The 15,838-nt window shown below is 70.9% G+C and carries 18 protein-coding genes; 5 read left to right on the forward strand and 13 right to left on the reverse strand.

What is annotated here, in order from left to right:
- The 10 genes from ACH414_RS26490 to ACH414_RS26535 form a co-directional block, all read right to left on the reverse strand.
- Positions 1 to 2,076, reverse strand: coding sequence for a hypothetical protein (locus tag ACH414_RS26490; protein WP_398943598.1), 2,076 nt, complete (start codon positions 2,074 to 2,076; stop codon positions 1 to 3).
- 108 nt (positions 2,077 to 2,184) lie between these two features.
- Complete coding sequence (locus ACH414_RS26495; RefSeq protein WP_398943601.1) at positions 2,185 to 3,123, reverse strand: isopenicillin N synthase family dioxygenase; 939 nt, start codon at positions 3,121 to 3,123, stop codon at positions 2,185 to 2,187.
- A gap of 166 nt (positions 3,124 to 3,289) precedes the next feature.
- The gene (locus tag ACH414_RS26500) at positions 3,290 to 3,742 is read right to left on the reverse strand and encodes a nucleoside deaminase (protein WP_398943602.1); all 453 of its coding nucleotides are present in this window, start codon (positions 3,740 to 3,742) and stop codon (positions 3,290 to 3,292) included.
- A 367-nt stretch (positions 3,743 to 4,109) separates the two neighbouring features.
- Entirely contained in the window at positions 4,110 to 4,877 is a 768-nt protein-coding gene (locus tag ACH414_RS26505) for a GntR family transcriptional regulator (protein ID WP_398943604.1), read from the reverse strand.
- Positions 4,877 to 5,422 (reverse strand): GntR family transcriptional regulator, encoded by a 546-nt coding sequence (locus ACH414_RS26510; RefSeq protein WP_398943606.1) that lies wholly within the window; start codon positions 5,420 to 5,422, stop codon positions 4,877 to 4,879. The genes ACH414_RS26505 and ACH414_RS26510 overlap by 1 nt, the downstream gene beginning before the upstream one ends.
- 1,302 nt (positions 5,423 to 6,724) lie before the next feature.
- Positions 6,725 to 7,141 (reverse strand): hypothetical protein, encoded by a 417-nt coding sequence (locus tag ACH414_RS26515; RefSeq protein WP_398943608.1) that lies wholly within the window; start codon positions 7,139 to 7,141, stop codon positions 6,725 to 6,727.
- A gap of 72 nt (positions 7,142 to 7,213) precedes the next feature.
- Positions 7,214 to 7,648: a glycine-rich domain-containing protein gene (locus ACH414_RS26520; protein WP_382541568.1), complete on the reverse strand. Its 435-nt coding sequence runs from the start codon at positions 7,646 to 7,648 to the stop codon at positions 7,214 to 7,216.
- Positions 7,649 to 7,791: 143 nt separating this feature from the next.
- Positions 7,792 to 8,013, reverse strand: a complete 222-nt coding sequence (locus ACH414_RS26525; protein ID WP_382541570.1) for a hypothetical protein — start codon at positions 8,011 to 8,013, stop codon at positions 7,792 to 7,794.
- Positions 8,014 to 8,101: 88 nt separating this feature from the next.
- On the reverse strand, positions 8,102 to 8,947 hold the full coding sequence (locus tag ACH414_RS26530) for a helix-turn-helix domain-containing protein (RefSeq protein WP_398943610.1): 846 nt from the start codon (positions 8,945 to 8,947) through the stop codon (positions 8,102 to 8,104).
- The gene (locus ACH414_RS26535) at positions 8,944 to 9,684 is read right to left on the reverse strand and encodes a DUF6879 family protein (RefSeq protein ID WP_398943612.1); all 741 of its coding nucleotides are present in this window, start codon (positions 9,682 to 9,684) and stop codon (positions 8,944 to 8,946) included. Before ACH414_RS26535 ends, ACH414_RS26530 begins: the two co-directional genes overlap by 4 nt.
- A 198-nt stretch (positions 9,685 to 9,882) precedes the next feature.
- On the opposite strand from ACH414_RS26535, the gene ACH414_RS26540 reads away from it, so the two are divergent.
- Positions 9,883 to 10,812 (forward strand): DMT family transporter, encoded by a 930-nt coding sequence (locus ACH414_RS26540; RefSeq protein WP_382541579.1) that lies wholly within the window; start codon positions 9,883 to 9,885, stop codon positions 10,810 to 10,812.
- Here ACH414_RS26540 and ACH414_RS26545 read toward each other — a convergent pair.
- The gene (locus ACH414_RS26545) at positions 10,709 to 11,599 is read right to left on the reverse strand and encodes a LysR family transcriptional regulator (protein ID WP_398943614.1); all 891 of its coding nucleotides are present in this window, start codon (positions 11,597 to 11,599) and stop codon (positions 10,709 to 10,711) included. The two genes, ACH414_RS26540 and ACH414_RS26545, sit on opposite strands and share 104 nt — an antisense overlap.
- Positions 11,599 to 11,973: a PLD nuclease N-terminal domain-containing protein gene (locus ACH414_RS26550; RefSeq protein WP_382541585.1), complete on the reverse strand. Its 375-nt coding sequence runs from the start codon at positions 11,971 to 11,973 to the stop codon at positions 11,599 to 11,601. Before ACH414_RS26550 ends, ACH414_RS26545 begins: the two co-directional genes overlap by 1 nt.
- 90 nt (positions 11,974 to 12,063) lie before the next feature.
- Here ACH414_RS26550 and ACH414_RS26555 point away from each other — a divergent pair, with 90 nt between their 5' ends.
- The 3 genes from ACH414_RS26555 to ACH414_RS26565 are packed head-to-tail and all read left to right on the forward strand — an operon-like array spanning position 12,064 to position 15,128.
- Positions 12,064 to 13,521 (forward strand): menaquinone biosynthesis decarboxylase, encoded by a 1,458-nt coding sequence (locus ACH414_RS26555; protein WP_382541588.1) that lies wholly within the window; start codon positions 12,064 to 12,066, stop codon positions 13,519 to 13,521.
- Complete coding sequence (mqnP, locus tag ACH414_RS26560; protein WP_382541591.1) at positions 13,518 to 14,420, forward strand: menaquinone biosynthesis prenyltransferase MqnP; 903 nt, start codon at positions 13,518 to 13,520, stop codon at positions 14,418 to 14,420. The genes ACH414_RS26555 and mqnP overlap by 4 nt, the downstream gene beginning before the upstream one ends.
- 30 nt (positions 14,421 to 14,450) lie before the next feature.
- Positions 14,451 to 15,128: a UbiX family flavin prenyltransferase gene (locus ACH414_RS26565; protein WP_386566307.1), complete on the forward strand. Its 678-nt coding sequence runs from the start codon at positions 14,451 to 14,453 to the stop codon at positions 15,126 to 15,128.
- Here ACH414_RS26565 and ACH414_RS26570 read toward each other — a convergent pair.
- Positions 15,125 to 15,259, reverse strand: coding sequence for a hypothetical protein (locus ACH414_RS26570; protein WP_383649530.1), 135 nt, complete (start codon positions 15,257 to 15,259; stop codon positions 15,125 to 15,127). The two genes, ACH414_RS26565 and ACH414_RS26570, sit on opposite strands and share 4 nt — an antisense overlap.
- A gap of 116 nt (positions 15,260 to 15,375) precedes the next feature.
- On the opposite strand from ACH414_RS26570, the gene ACH414_RS26575 reads away from it, so the two are divergent.
- Positions 15,376 to 15,831: an Lrp/AsnC family transcriptional regulator gene (locus ACH414_RS26575; RefSeq protein WP_031013392.1), complete on the forward strand. Its 456-nt coding sequence runs from the start codon at positions 15,376 to 15,378 to the stop codon at positions 15,829 to 15,831.
- The last annotated feature ends 7 nt before the right edge of the window (positions 15,832 to 15,838 follow it).

Consider the following 15,838-nt stretch of genomic DNA (forward strand, 5'->3'; position numbering starts at 1 on the left):
TCAGACTCCGTCCTCGCGGCCGGGCGGCAGCGAGAGCCGCCGCCAGGCGTGAATGTCCCTCGGCCAGTGGGTGGCCGCGTCCCACAGCGGGCTGTTGCCGGTGAGGTGGCGGCCGGACAGCTGGCGCAGCTCGTGTGCCAGCTTGTCGGTCACGTCCTCGTCGGGCAGGGCGAGCGGATCGGTGAGCAGCCATACGGCGTGCAGCAGGCGCCGTACGGACAGATGCAGCGCGGTCGCCTCGGCGTCGAGCCCGGCGGGCAGCCGGTCGGGCGCGTGCCGGCCGAGGGCGGCGTCGCGCCGCGGGTCGGGTCCGGTGGCGCCGGGCGCGCGGGGGTAGGGCGCGGAGGCGATGAACCGCAGCCGGCCCAGCCAGCCCACCACGTCGGGCTCGTGGAAGGTGGTGCGCAGGTGGTCGACGGCGTTCTCGACCCGTCCCAGGGCGAGCTCGTGGTGGAGCCGGTAGGGGCGGCCCGTGCCCTGGTCGTCCCGCTCGTAGTGCCGGTGCAGGGTCTCGTGGACCGCGCGCCAGGCGGCGTGCCGCGGATGGTCGCCGTCGGCGAAGCGCAGCCGGTGCAGCAGCAGGGCGCGCAGCAGCGGGTCGGCGACGAAGTGCTCGGGGCCCTCCGGCCAGTCCTCGGCGCGCAGTTCGTCGCGGACCCGCAGCGCCATGTCGCCGTCGCGGGACTCGGTGTGCAGCCGGGTGCGGGCGAGCAGCCGGGCGGACACCTCGTCGTGGGCGGCGGCGAGCACCGTGAAGGGCTCCAGGCGCGGCTGCGGGAGCAGCGCGGCGAGCAGGGCCGGGACGACCGGCACGGGACGGGCGTCCTCGCGGAGCTCCACGTCGCGGTCGAGCAGGGCGCCGGGGGTGAGCGCGGGCCGCTCGCCGCGCGGGGTCTCGGCGGCGGCCTGCCCGAGCAGCGTCACGCCGAGCGGGCGGCCGCCGGTGAGCCGGTGGACGCCCCGGGCCAGGTCGGCGGGGGTGAGCCCGGAGGGGTCGAGACGGTCGAAGGCGGCCTGGGTCTGGGCGGGGGAGAGCGGGGTGAGCTCGACGGCGAGGATGCCGGAGGTGATGTCGCCGCCGCGTTCGCAGGGCGCCCGGTGGGTGGTCTCGGGCAGCCGCAGCCGGCGGGCGTGCCGCAGGCCCTCGTGGTCGCGGACGCGGGAGGCGGCGAAGACGACGACCTTGTCGCGGAGCCCGTCGTGGCGGGCCCGCAGGATGGGCTCGACGAGCCGGCGGCCGAGCTCGCCGTGGGCGTTGTCGAGGAGGAGGACGGGCCTGCCGCGGCGGGTGCCGACCCGGGTGAGGCCCTTGTAGGCCTGGCCCAGGTCCTCGACGAGCGCGCCGACGAGGAAGTCCTCCGCCTCCTGGCGGCGTCGGCCGCGCTGCTCGAAGTCGATGGCGAGCTGCTGGAGCCCGGCCTTGCCGCGCCCGCCGGCGTTGCGGTAACTGCCGTACCAGTTCTCCGACTTCCTGTGGAACTTGCCGAAGACCTCCTCCAGGACCGTCTCGACGGTGGCCTCGGCCAGCAGTCCGGCGAGGGGGACGGCGGCGTCGGCGAAGGTGGCGGCGAGCTTGGTGAGGACCTTGGTGACCCAGTTGGTGGCCGCGCCCTTGGTGGCGTCGACGGTCGACAGGACCGGGCCGAGCCGCTGGAGGTCGCGCTGGGCACGCTCCTCGTCCTCCTGGGTCCAGCTGATGGAGGCGACCGCGACGAGGCCGAGCGAGAGCCGCGGGAACTGGACGGGCTTCGCCCCCGTCACCCGCGGCGACAGCTGGACGGCGAGCTCGGCGAGCGCGCCCGTGAGCTCGGTCCAGCCGGGGCCGTGGTCGGCGGGCGGGGTGATGGCGGCGCAGTCGATCAGGGCGAGCGGGGTGGCGCCCCGGTAGGTGTTGCGCAGCTGCTTGAGCAGGGCCGTCTTGCCCATGCCGCGCCCGCCGGTGAAGACGACGACGGGCGGGTCGTCGCCGTGCTCGTACGGGACGCGGGCGAAGTCCCGGCCGCCGAGGCCGATGAGCCGCGCCGCGAGTCCCGTCTCGTGGAACACCGCCTCGCGACCGTACAGGACTCTGTCCACCCGCTACCCCCCGCGCATCCCACCAGACGTGCCCCGTCACATCCCAAGTCAAGGATATCCGGCGGGTGTTGGGAATCCAGGGAGTTCACCGTGAGCGTTCGCCCGCCTTCACCGGACGTCTCCGTCCGCCGTGATCGCGTCGAGCTGCGCCCGCAGATGGGCGTGGGACTCGATCCCGTTGATGGTGGTGCCCGGGTCGCACTCGTAGAAGTAGACGAGCGACATGAGCTCCTCGTCCGGCGCGTCCGCGGGCGGCGGCAGTACCCGGTGTCGCCCCGAGCGCCAGCGCCCGCCGGTCCACACGGCCATCAGGTCGCCGATGTTGACGGTGAAGGCCGCCGGGTCGTACGGGGCGTCGGCCCAGCCGCCGCCGTCCGTGTACACCTGGAGCCCGCCCTTGCCGGCCTGCCGGTCCAGGACCGTGACCGTGCCGAAGTCCGTGTGCGGCCCGATCCGGAACTGCCCGGGCTCGGGCTCGCCGAGCCGCTCCCGCCCCGGGTACCAGTTGACGTTGAAGCCGAAGGTGGGGTGCCCGGTGTGCCGGGTGAAGAAGTCGGCGCCCTCGCCGAGCGCGAGCCCGAGCAGGCCGAGGACCCGGTCGGACAGCGCCTGCATCCGCGCCAGGTACTCCTCCACCAGCGGCCTCAGCTCCGGCACCTCGGCCGGCCAGCGGTTGGGCAGGAACCACTCGGCGTCGACCTCGGGCCGCCCGGTGGGCCGGTCCGCGGCGAAGGACAGCGACTCCTTCAGGTCGGGCGGGGTCGCGGTGCCCTCCGCGTACCCGTTGGCCTCCGCCCCGGGCCCGAGCCAGCCCCGCCCGCCGACCTTCACGGCGTACCGCTGCTTCACCTCGGCGGGCAGGTGGAAGAAGGCGCGGGCGCTCTCCCGGATCGCGGCGGGCAGGGTGGGATCGATGCCGTGCCCGCTGACCAGCAGGAATCCGGCCCTGCGCAGCGCACGGTCGATCGCCCCGAGCGCGGGCTCGGCCGCGGAGAGGTCCACGGTCGGAATGCCGCCGCCACTGCTGTCCTCGCTGCCGTCTCTCATCACCGACGCCCTCGCTCGCTGTCTCTGGTCACCGACGACCTCGCCGGCGCTCCCTGGTCATCGACGACCTCGCCGGCGCCCACTGGTCACCGACGACCTCGCCGGCGCTCCCTGGTCACCGACGTCCTCGCCGGCGCTCCCTGGTCACCGACGTCCCCGCTCGCTGTCACTCGTCACCGATGTCCTCGTTCCACAGCTCGGGCCGCTCCTCGATGAATCCCCGCATCAGCTCGGCGCACTCGGGGTCGTCGAGCACGACCACGTCCACCCCGTGCTCCGCCAGCCACTCGTGCCCGCCCTGGAAGGTCCGCGCCTCCCCGACCACCACCCGCGAGATGCCGAACTGCCGCACGAGCCCGGAGCAGTACCAGCACGGCGACAGCGTCGTCACCATCGTCGTCCCCCGGTACGACCGCTGCCGCCCCGCCGCCCGGAACGCCTCCGTCTCCGCGTGCGCCGACGGATCGCCGCCCTGCACCCGCCGGTTGCGCCCGCGCCCGAGCAGCCTGCCGTCGGCCCCGTACAGCGCGGCCCCGATCGGAATCCCGCCTTCACCGAGCCCGGCCCGCGCCTCGTCGAGCGCGGTGGCGAGCCGGTGGCGGTCCTGTTCCCTGTCCATGGGGGGACCCTTCCCCCGACGGGGGGAAGTGATGGACGTGATCCCGCCCAAACCCCCTGTGCGGGCGATCGGGAATGACCGCCTCGCACGTCCTCACCCCCGAGCACCGCATCACCTCGGGCCTGACGGAACCGACGTACACGGACCGAGGTCCCGACGACGGCATCGCCTGCGAGGCGTTGCCGAGGCGCATGGGAACCACCCCTCAGCCCGTGGTGCGACCGCCGTGCCGACCAGGACAGTGGCACCCCCGCCCACGACCCCGACGGCATTGCCGTCCTTCGGAGTACGGGGCGGTCTGGGCGGAGCGGCCGCGCCCCACCGGCTGGAGGAGGGCTTGAGCAGCGGAAGCGCCCTGCCAGGTCCGCTACGTCACGGGCAACCTGTAGCGCATCCGGTACCGGTGCGCCGCCTTCGTCATCAAGGTGGCTTCGATCGGACGCCGGTCGTCGGAGTAGACCACGCGGAAGGCGACCAGGACGGGCATGTCCTTGGGAAGCTCCAGTGCCACGACCTCTTCCTCCGTCGGGATCTCGGACGACAACTCGTCCACGAACTCACGCGGGGGAAAGCCCATCGAATCGAGGAGCGCCGGGGTACCGCCTCGAATGCGCTTCTTCTCCTGTACGGCCGTGCCTTCGACCAGGCTCAGCGGATAGTACGACCGCGTGAGCTCTGTCGGTTCGTCGTCCAGGAACAGGATCTGCTTCCGGAGCACGGCTCGTTCGCCGTCACCGAGGCGCAGGGCGTCGGCCACCTCCTTCGGCGGGACGACGACCTCGACTTCCAGAAGCTGGGACCTTCCGAGGCGCTGCCGCTTCGCGGCTTCGGACACCCACGGGTATGGCTCGCCCGGCGCGGCCGGCCTCATGTACGCGATGGGCTCGACGGACTCCTGTGCGTGCTGCCGCACGTACACGCCCTTGCCGGGGAGGCCTTCGACGAGTCCTTCGGCCTTCAGTGTCTGGAGGGCCTTCTGGACGGTCGTGTTGGCCACGCCGCCGTGCTGCTCCATCAGCTCTGCCGTCGAGCCCAGCTTGCTCCCCGGGAGAAGGTCTCCTCGGGTGATCTGCCGACGGAGCTCTGCCGCGATCTTCTGGTGCGGTGATCTCGGATCCTTGAACACCTTCGCCATCACGCGCCCTGCTTCCCGAGCCGATACGTGAGATGCCTGCTGGCCGGCATGGTCATCAGGGATGCCTCCATCGGTGTTCCGTCGGCGGTCAGCGTCAGGCGGAGCAGGTGCAGCACAGCGCTGCCTTCCGGCAGGTCCAACCGCTCGCGTTCTTCCGTAGTGGCGAGGGCGGCACTCACGTCCTCCACGACCTCGGCGCCGGTGTATCCGAGTTCTTTGAGGAGAGTGACGGCGCCGCCGGGCACCTTGCGCGGTTCCGCCAGGGGCGTGCCCCCGGCAATGGCTGCGGGGTAATAGGAGTCGGCGAGTTCCACGGGCCGGTCGTCGAGCAGAATCAGGCGGCTCCTGACGATCACGCGCTCGCCGGCGGACAGCCGCAGGGCGCTGCGGACCGCGTCGGGGGCCTCCACCTCGCCCGCTTGGAGAAGACGTTGGCCGCCACTGTGCCCACGGCGAGCGGCCTCCTCGGTCCAGGCATCGCTTTGGCCGGGTTCGCGGGGCGCCAGGTACGGCGCGGTCTCGCTGATCCACGCATCGCCCGACATCTTCGTACCTCCAGCTCGCAGTTGCCAGCGACCCTACTTCCTCGCTTCTTCCGAACTGAAGAGCCAACCTTAAGTGCTTGCCGCTTATGGTTGTTTGCGCTTAAGGTCGGCTCATGGAAACGACGGACGCTGATGAACCGCAGCTCGGTGCTCCCGTACCGCCGACGGGTCTGAGCCAGGCCCTCCGCGCGCGCCGAGGCCGGATGGCGGAAGTTCCTCGACCGGTGGGCGGACACCTGCGCCGTTCCTGGCGAGGGCTCCTACGTCACGCCCTCAGAGGAGAACGCTCCCTCGACGGAGGCGTAGCCCTCGTCGGTTCGCCGAGGAGTACGGCGCCGCCGTGCTGATCGGCCGCCGTGCCATACGGGGACCCCGCGAGTCCGTCGCTGGCCAGTGCCGACAAAGACCCCGGCGAGGTGGCTAGACCTCCCGGGGTACGGCCACCAACTTCAAAGGAGTTGATGACGTGCGGAACCCTATTGCGCACGTGTGCGGCAGAGTGCTGATCCCTCTGCTGCTGGGGCTGCTCACGCCGACCCTGCCACCCACTGGCAGGCATCGCCCCCGTCAGGCCATCCATCCGCTTCCGACACCCCCGACCCCAGCGCCGCACCTTCGCGCCCCCGCCCGGCGTTCTCCGTACGCCCGGGAGCAGACGGCACCGATCGACGGCTCGCGGTCGCCGTTGGCGCGCCCCTACCTGTCCGGTACTGGCGGGCGGTCGGCGCAGTGCAAGAGGCGCCGGGTGCTCTGGGCGGCGACGGTCGGTCCGGACGTCGATCACCGCGACATCCATGCCAGGAGCCCCCGATGAAGCGCTGTGGGGCACGGCGGTCCGTGGTCGCCGTCGCGGAAGTCGTACGTCCGGTCTGGGTCGGCTCGGTCTGCGTGCTCGCCGTGGCACACGACGGCCCGCACCGCGACCGCGCGGGCGACGGATGGTGGGTGACACCGGAGATCGCCGACGCGGTGACCGTGTCCCTGCTAGCGGGCGCGCTTACGGGTACTCCCGAGCCGGAGTACCGGTCACCCCGATGCATCGTCGGCCGCCACGATCACTGTCAGGACGACACCCCCCCCGCGACAGCGGCGTGCCAGGGGTCCGCCATCTCGTCTGCGGATGCCCCTGCCATCCGGCACCCCTCGCCCCGCACGACGAGCACCCATGAGCCGCCGTACCCGGACGGCCGTACTTCTCATGGCCTCCGTCATCGCGCCGCTGCTCCTGCTCCTGCAGTCCCTCACTCAAGGCCGACCATGACCCAGCCGGGCGCCGCACCCATGGTGAGACGCCCGGCTCAGTCAGTAGCGCCGTTCCGCTGCGGCTGTCTCTGCGAGGGGAGCGAGGTCGAGGCCGATGATGCGCATGGCGCCGGTGCGCAGGAGCTCGTGGTTGAAGTACAGGGCAGCGAAGCGGTGTTCCCTGTACGTCTCGAACTCCCTTTTCGCGCCGAGGATGTTGGCCAGACGGCCAGTGCCTGCCACTCGGGCTCGGGACGCCTGGCTCGTGATCCACTGGGCGTGCTGCTCGGCCTGGTCACGCTCGCGGCAGAACTGGGTGGCCAGTGTCCACAGGGCGCCCGGGGATGTGCTGGGGTTGAGGACTGCAACGATGCCGATTTCCCCGTACGGGATGTCTCCCTCCGAGCGTGTGGTGTAGGCGAAGAGCTCGCCGAACATGTGGAAGACGGTGACGCGGTCGCTGTCGACGACGGGCATGAGTTCGGCCTTCGGGGAGGGCCGTCCGGCCCACGCATGCGACGGGGGCCGGACGGTCGGGGCGGGGCCGGGTCAGCAGCAGGGACCGTCGCCGCAGCAGGCCGGTTCGTTGCAGTCCGCGGCGGTGCCCCAGAGCTGCTTGTCGACCTCGAAACCGGCCTCGCGGATCAGGTCGGTGACGTCGTGCATGAGGCCGAGCGTTCGGGTCTTGCTGTTCGGGGCGTGGTGGAGGAACCGCCCGAAGCGCTCCTCGCACCAGTCGGCGTACTCCTGGCTGTGGAGCATGAACGTGTGCCAGGCGGGGTCGACCTGGCGGCTCGGCGCCATGACGTCTCCCTTGCCGGAGCTGCCCATGGTCCACAGGAAGGCGAGGCCCTGGTCCATGACGGCCTCGGCCGTGGGCAGCTCCATGCGGTACTCGTCCGCGCAGAACGCGGCGAGCCGCTGGAACAGTTCCGGCTGGACCAGGTCCCGGCCGTGACGGACTTCAACTGCGGTCGCGGTCATGCGATGCTCCTTGGGTGCGTGCCCGGCGTGCGGCCTTCCCGCCCGCCGTCGTGCGTGGGCCCCGTTCCGGAGGCCCGGTTCCGCTCGCGGTCTGTCCGGCCAAGGAGAAGACCGGGGCGGAGCCCCGCCTGTTGACGGGGAGCTCAGGAAGCGCGGCCCTGCCGGCGCCGGAACTTCTGGAGGTCGAGACGGAGGCCGCCGATGTTCGGCTGCGTCCACGGGCGCGGACGGGCGAGGAAACACTCCGGGTCGCCGAACCGGTGCCAGTAGGCCGGCGGGTGAGCCGCTCGGTCGCTGTGGTCCTCGATGTCAACGGCCTCTCCGTTGATCGGCTTCTGGCAGTAGCCGCAGTACTTGGTCGCCATGCCCCAGGACGGTAGGTCGCGCAATTGCGGGACCGCGCGAAGATTGCACCGTATTGCGCGAGAAGCCTCGATGGCTTCGGGGTATTGCTCAGGCAGACCCGAAAGCAGCGCGTACTCGGCCGATGAGCCGCTGCGCTTGCGTGCCGTACACGGCGGACTCCGACAGCCAGTCCCACGACCGCTCGTACAGTTCCAAAGACGCCTCGTCCGCAAGCCACATCTCGGTATTGATGGTCTCGACGATTACGAGACGCCGGTCGTAGATCCAGAATCCGTGCGAAGGGGCGCGCCGCAGTGGAGCGGCGAGAGGGACGATGCCGAGCTTCACGTTGGCGAGGCCGATCACGCCCATAAGGCGGTCGAGTTGGGCGACGTGGACCGGGCCGGGGCTTGTGCTTGCATGCAGAGCGGGCTCGTAGATGAGGAAGTGGAAAGTCTTGTCGGGGTCGTAGAGCGCCTCCTGGCGCCTTACGCGGGCCCGCACTGCGGCGTCGACGTCTCGGGGGGTGCGCCGAAACTCCGCGTTCTGTTCGAAAACGTAACGAGCGTACTCGGGGGTCTGGAGCAGGCCGGGTACGCGCACGACCTCGACGCCGCGGGTCAGGATCGTCGCGGCGGTCTCGGCGATGCCCTGCTCCTGGCGGGCGCGGTGGCCTGCCGCGAGTTGGCGTTTCCATGACCGGTACGTCGTTTCAAGGCCTGCGGTACGGGCCTTGAGTTCGGCGATGACCTCGGGCTTTCCTGCGGCGCGGGCCCACGCTTCCATATCGCCTACCGACGGGGTCTGCTTCCCCGCCTGCAGCCTCGACACCTTGGAGGCGGGCCATCCGAGTCGCTCTGCAAAGTCCTTGCCGCTCAATCCCGTCTCGGCGCGCAGTTCGCGCAGTCGCGCGCCGAGAGCTTCCCGCCCGGACTGAAAATCAGTACTGCTCACATCGAGGAACGTACCCGCTTCGCGTACTCGGCGGTGGGTACGGCGTGGTGCCACGCGGCGTCACGGGTCTGGCAGGCGGCGGCCACCTCGGCCGGGTCCTCGGAGAGGATGACGCCGAGGGTGGTGTCGTCTTCGCCGAAAACGAAGCGGGCGAGGATTCGGGAGTCGAAGAGCCAGAAGTCGTAGTCGGGCAGTCGAAGGCGCTCCGCCTCGGCACGGCTCAGGTTGCGGATGTCCTCGCCGGCCGAGACGTTTCCCGGTCCGGTGGCGAGGAGGAATTCCTGCCCCTCGGTGAGCGGCTCGTCGACCAGCCGCACGCGTTCGAAGCGCTTACCGGCGGCCACCTGCTTCTGGACGTTCACGCGCCAGGCGTTGAAGGGCTCAGCCGTGATGTCGTGGCCGGCCTTCCAGCGGGCCCACTTCGGGCTGTTGCGGTCGGAGGCGTAGCCGCGACGGGTTTCCAGGCGCCACGCGGTGTGCTTGAACTCGCGGAATAGATCGCTGATTTCGGAGAACGGAACCATCTCGCCGACCTCGGCGCGCGGGGCGAATCTGGTCAGCAGCCCGCGGGGTACCGTCACGAACGTCTCGGACTTCTTGACGTCGCGGAGCTGTGCCAGCAGCGTGGGGTCGGTCACGCGCTCACCCTGCACGAGGATCTCGCCCGTGGAATCGATCTCGTACAGGGTGGGGCAGTCGCCGTCCTCGCTGGTCGTACCAAGGAACCTGAGCGGCATGTCCGGACCTCCCGTGCCGGTGGTTGGGGCATCCAGGATGCGCGGCTGTGCGATGGCGCGGGGCCCGATTGCGCGGGATTGCGGGAGTGGCCCACCCGAACGCGAGAAAGGCCCCATCGGCCCGCCCGATGGGCCCATCGGCAGGACGCCCCACTGGCTCGTGGACCGCCCCCGGCCCCCGTTCGTAGCGTCAGGGGCATGAGAAACGAGACCAGGGGAACCGTCGAACTGACCCTCGCCATGGTGCTCTCCGGCACCCTCGGCATCTTCGTCGTCGAGTCCGGGGCGTCCCCGTTCAGCGTGGTGTTCTTCCGGTGCCTCTTCGGGGCCGTCGCGCTCGGTGCGTACAGCCTGGCGCGGGGGTTCTTCACCGGGCACGGGTTCACCCCGGGGAAGCTCGGACTCGCCGCGCTCGGCGGTGCGTTCATCGTCTTCAACTGGGTGTTCCTCTTCGAGGCGTACGAGGCCACCTCGATCTCCTTCGCCACCGTCGTGTACCACACGCAGCCGTTCTTCCTGGTGCTGCTCGGCGCCCTCGTGCTGCGGGAGCGGATCAGCGCGGCCAAGCTCGGATGGCTCGGGGTCGCGTTCGCGGGGCTCGTGCTCGTGTCCGGGGTGCGGCCCGGGGACACCGCCTCGCTCAAGGGCCTCGGCTTCGCCCTCGCGGCCGCCGTGCTCTACGCGCTGTCGACGGTGGTGACGAAGCGGATCAGCGGCGTCCGGCCGCATCTCATCGCGCTCGTCCAGGTCGGCGTCGGGATCCCGCTGCTGCTGCCCTTCGCCGACTTCGGCGAGGCCGCGCGGCTCGGCGCCGGGTGGGGCTGGCTCGCCGGGCTCGGCATCCTGCACACCGGGGTGATGTACGTGCTGATGTACGCGGCGTACGCCAAGCTGCCCACCGCCCGGATCGCGGTGCTCGCCTTCACCTACCCCGCCGTCGCGATGCTCGCCGACTGGCTCGTCTACGGGCACCACATCGGCCTCGTCCAGGCGCTCGGCGTCCCGCTGATCGTGCTGGCCAGCCTCAGGGTGAACCGGGCGCCTCGCGCACGAGCCGCCGCGCCTGCTCCACGAACAGACGCACATGCGCCGGCAGCCGCTTCCCCCGCCGCCACGCGATCTGCGTGAACAACGTGAACGGCGGCTCCCAGTCGAGCGCCGTCAGCGCCCCGGACGCCAGCTCCTCGGAGACGGTGATCCGGGGCAGCAGCGCGATCCCGAGGCCCGCGGCCACGCCCCGCTTGCTCGCCTCGATGGTGCCGAACTCCAGGAAGGAGGGGGAGTGCGGCGCCAGCTCCGCCTCGAACAGGTCGCGGTAGGCGCAGCCCGGCTCCGTGCCCACCAGGCTCACCGCCGCCAGGTCCGCGGACGTCAGCCCGCTCCGGCCGGCCAGCTCGTGACCCGGCGCGGCGACCAGGACCAGCGGCTCCTCGCCGAGGACCTCGCTCTCCAGGCCCTCGTGCCCGGTCTCCCGCTCCATCAGCAGACCCAGGTCGTACGTGCCCTCCCGCAGGGCCTGGCGGGTCGCGTCGCCGAGCGTCGGGCGCAGGGTCAGCTGCACCTTCGGGTAGCGGTGGTGGAAGAGCTCCAGGAGCGGCGGCAGCCGGTAGGAGGTGAGGGACTCCATCGTGCCGACGGCGATCGTGCCGGCCGGCTCGTCGGCCGCGGTGACCGCGGCCCTGGCCTCGTCGGCGAGCTCGATCATCTGCCGCGCGTACGGCAGCAGCCGGGCGCCCGCCTCGGTGAGCCGGATGCGGGAGCCGAGCCGCTCGAAGAGCTCGACGCCGAGGGACGACTCCAGGGACCGGATCTGGGTCGTGACGCTCGACTGGGCGTACGCCAGCTCGGCGGCCGCACGGGTGAAGGAGAGGACGGTGGCGACCTTCTCGAAGGTGACCAGGAGCCGCAGCTCCATCAGCCCTCCTTGTCTCCGGCCTCGCCCTGCTCACGCCGCTTGAGCTCCTCCTCGCGGCGGCGCAGGTCGGCCTCCCAGTCCTTGAGGAGGGACTCGTCCTTCTGCTGCTCCTCGCGGAGCGACCTCAGGAACTCCGGGTTGTCGTCCGGCGCGACCCAGCCGCCCGAGCCCCCCGCGCCGCCCCCGGCCACGGCCCGGCGCTGCTTGCCGGCCACGAACCAGACGACCGGGCCGACGATCCAGAAGAGCAGGATGATGACGACCCAGGCCACCTTGGGCAGGTGCTTGGTCTCTTCCTCGGGCGTGTTGAGGCAGTCGATGAACGCGTAGATCGTCAGCGCCAGCGGCAGGATGTACATCAGTGCCCTGAGCATGCGGGACAGCCCCCTGGAAGCAGCGGCGGGAGCGCGTTTCGACGGCCCCGGTGACGAGTCAAGCCTAGCCGGTGACCGATACTGACCCCTATGGCTTACGACGATCTCCGCTCGCTGCTCAGGGCGCTGGAGCGCGAAGGCGACCTCAAGCGCATCAAGGCCGAAGTCGACCCGTACCTGGAGGTCGGGGAGATCGTCGACCGGGTGAACAAGGCGGGAGGCCCGGCGCTGCTCTTCGAGAACGTGAAGGGCTCCGCCATGCCCCTCGCGATGAACGTCTTCGGGACCGACCGCCGGCTGCTCAAGGCGCTCGGGCTGAAGTCGTACGAGGAGATCTCCGAGAAGATCGGCGGGCTGCTCAAGCCGGAGCTCCCGCACGGCTTCGTCGGGGTCCGGGAGGCCTTCGGGAAGCTGGGCTCGATGGTCCACGTGCCGCCGAAGAAGGTGAAGCCCGGGGACGCCCCCGTCCAGGAGGTCGTGCTCACCGGCGACGACGTCGACCTGGACCGGCTGCCGGCGCTGTTCACCTGGCCCAAGGACGGCGGCTCCTTCTTCAACCTGGGTCTGACCCACACCAAGCACCCCGAGACCGGGGTCCGCAACCTCGGCCTCTACCGCCTCCAGCGCCACGACAAGCGCACCATCGGCATGCACTGGCAGATCCACAAGGACAGCCGCAACCACTACGCGGTCGCGGCGAAGCGGGGGGAGCGGCTGCCGGTCGCGATCGCCTTCGGCTGCCCGCCGGCCGTCACGTACGCCTCCACGGCGCCGCTGCCGGGCGACATCGACGAGTACCTCTTCGCCGGCTTCGTTCAGGGCAAGCGGATCGAGATGGTCGACTGCAAGACCGTCCCGCTCCAGGTCCCCGCCCAGGCGGAGGTCGTGATCGAGGGCTGGCTCGAGCCGGGCGAGATGCTGCCCGAGGGCCCCTTCGGCGACCACACCGGTTTCTACACGCCGCAGGAGCCGTTCCCCGCCCTGAAGATCGACTGCATCACGATGCGCAGGCGTCCGCTGCTCCAGTCGATCGTGGTCGGCCGCCCGCCGACCGAGGACGGCCCGCTGGGCCGGGCGACGGAGCGGTTCTTCCTGCCGCTGCTCAAGATCATCGTGCCGGACATCGTCGACTACCACCTGCCGGAGTCCGGCGGCTTCCACAACTGCGCGATCGTCTCGATCGACAAGAAGTACCCGAAGCACGCGCAGAAGGTCATGCACGCCATCTGGGGCGCGCACATGATGTCGCTGACCAAGCTGATCATCGTGGTGGACTCCGACTGCGACGTCCACGACCTGCACGAGGTGTCCTGGCGGGCCCTCGGCAACACCGACTACGCCCGTGACCTCACGGTCGTCGAGGGGCCGGTGGACCACCTGGACCACGCCTCCTACCAGCAGTTCTGGGGCGGCAAGGCGGGCATCGACGCGACGAAGAAGCTGCCCGAGGAGGGCTACACCCGCGACGGCGGCTGGCCGGACATGGTGGAGTCGGACCCGGCGACGGCGGCCCTGGTGGACCGCCGCTGGAAGGAGTACGGGCTGTGACCACGGCAGCGGTGCCCGGCGCCCAGCCGGGCCGCACGAAAGCCTTCCTCCGCCTCGTGATGATCGAGCACTCGGTCTTCGCGCTGCCCTTCGCGTACATCGCCGCGCTGACCGCGATGTACCAGCTGGACCAGGAGATCCACTGGTGGACGCTGTTCCTGGTGACGGTGTGCATGGTGGGCCTGCGGACCTTCGCCATGGCCTGCAACCGGATCATCGACCGCGAGATCGACGCCCGTAACCCGCGCACCGCCAACCGCGAGCTGGTGACGGGCGCGGTGTCGGTGCGGTCGGCGTGGACCGGCGCCGGTGTGGCCGTCGTCGTCTTCCTCGGCGCCGCGGCCCTGCTCAACCCGCTGTGCCTGGCGCTCGCGCCGCTCGCCGTGATCCCGATGGTGGTCTATCCGTACGGCAAGCGGTTCACGAACTTCCCGCACGCGATCCTCGGGCTCGCCCAGTCCATCGGCCCGATCGGCGCCTGGCTCGCGGTGACGGGCGAGTGGTCGTGGGACGCGGTGATCCTGGGCCTCGCGGTCGGCGTCTGGATCGGCGGCTTCGACCTGATCTTCGCCTGCCAGGACGTGCAGGCCGACCGCGCGCACGGCGTGATGTCGGTCCCGGCCCGCTTCGGCATCCCCGCCGCCCTGTGGGGCGCCCGGGTCTCGGCCGTGGTGACCACGGGCCTGCTGGTCTGGTACGCCCTGGCGACGGACGCGGGCGTCTTCTTCTGGGCCGGTCTGGTGATCGTGGCGGTGGCCTTCTGCTACGAACACTCGATCGTCCGGCCGCACGACCTGTCCCGCCTGAACAGGGCGTTCTTCACGGTCAACGGTTTCATCGGGATCGCCCTCTTCGTGTGCGCGCTGCTCGACCTGCTGGTGCGCGGGCTGTCCCTGTAGTGGCCGGATAGGCTCGTCGGCGTGGAGCAGGTGAACAGGCAGCAGCGTCGTCCGTGGGTCGTCGGGGTGTCGGGGGCGTCGGGGACGCCGTACGCCGCCGCCGTGCTGCGGGGGCTGCTCGCGGCCGGGGAGAGTGTCGATCTGGTGGTGTCGCGGGCCTCGCGTCTCACGCTGCTCGACGAGACGGGGATCGCCTTCCGGGACGCGCACTGGCGCGAGGACCTGGCGGCATGGCTGGCGCGCGGGGCGGACGGGAAGCCGGACACCTTCAGGGTGGACGCGGCGGCGCTGGACGACGTGCGGTACTGGGCGGCCGGGGATCTGGCCGCCGGGCCGTCCTCCGGCTCGTACGGGGCCAAGGGGATGCTGGTCGTGCCGGCGTCGACGGCCGCGGTGGCGGGGGTCGCGCTCGGGCTCTCGAAGGACCTGCTCCAGCGGGTCGCGAGCGTGACGCTCAAGGAGCGGCGGCCGCTGGTGGTGGCCGTGCGGGAGACCCCGCTGAACGGGCAGACCCTCAAGCACATGGTGGCGCTGGACGAGGCGGGCGCCGTGGTGCTGCCCGCCTCTCCGGCGTTCTACGCGGGGGCGACGCACATCCAGGATCTGGTGGACTTCGTCGCCGGGCGGGTGCTCGACGCGGCAGGCGTGCCGCACCGGCTGTACCGCCGCTGGGAAGGAGAGCTGGGTGCGGCTCTCCGGTCTGATTAGCGCTTCTTGGCGCGCTTCTTCGCAGCGCGCTTCGCAGCGACGGACGTCTGGTGGGCACGCGAGCGGTTGGCCATCTCCTGCAGCTCGCGCATGCGGGCGTAGGCCATCTCGATCGTGTACACGGTGATCACCACTCCTGAAAGATCGTCTTTGATCTACTAAAAGATTCACAGGGCGTCGTCCCTGTGTACCTTAGATTCTATACCTAAACTCGCGGTATCGCTGGACAATGGAAGGCTTCATACCTATGGACGCCGTGGACAGGCAGCTCATCCAGGCTCTGCGCGAGAACGGCAGGGCCTCGTACGCCGAGCTCGGCCGGCTCGTCGGGCTCTCCGGCCCCTCCGTCACCGACCGCATCAACCGCCTCGAGGCCGCCGGAGTCATCACCGGCTATCGCGCCACCGTCGACGCCGCCTCGCTCGGCCTCGGCGTGACCGCCCTCATCGGCATCTCCCTCTCCGACGCGGCCGACCACGAGGACGTGGCCCGCCGGCTGAAGGACCTGGCCGAGATCGAGGACTGCTGGTTCATCGCCGGCGACGACTCCTTCATGCTCAAGGTCCGCGCCAACGACGTGGACGGTCTGGAGAAGACGATCCGCCGGCTCAGCGGGACGAAGGGCGTGTCGCGGACCCGTACCACGATCGTGCTGTCCACGAAGTGGGAGAACCGGGTCGGGGACCTGCCCGAAGAGGGCTGAGGCGGAG

Origin of the sequence: Streptomyces sp. NPDC020422 (genome assembly GCF_044386705.1) — a bacterium.
In the GTDB taxonomy this organism is placed as follows: Bacteria; Actinomycetota; Actinomycetes; order Streptomycetales; family Streptomycetaceae; genus Streptomyces.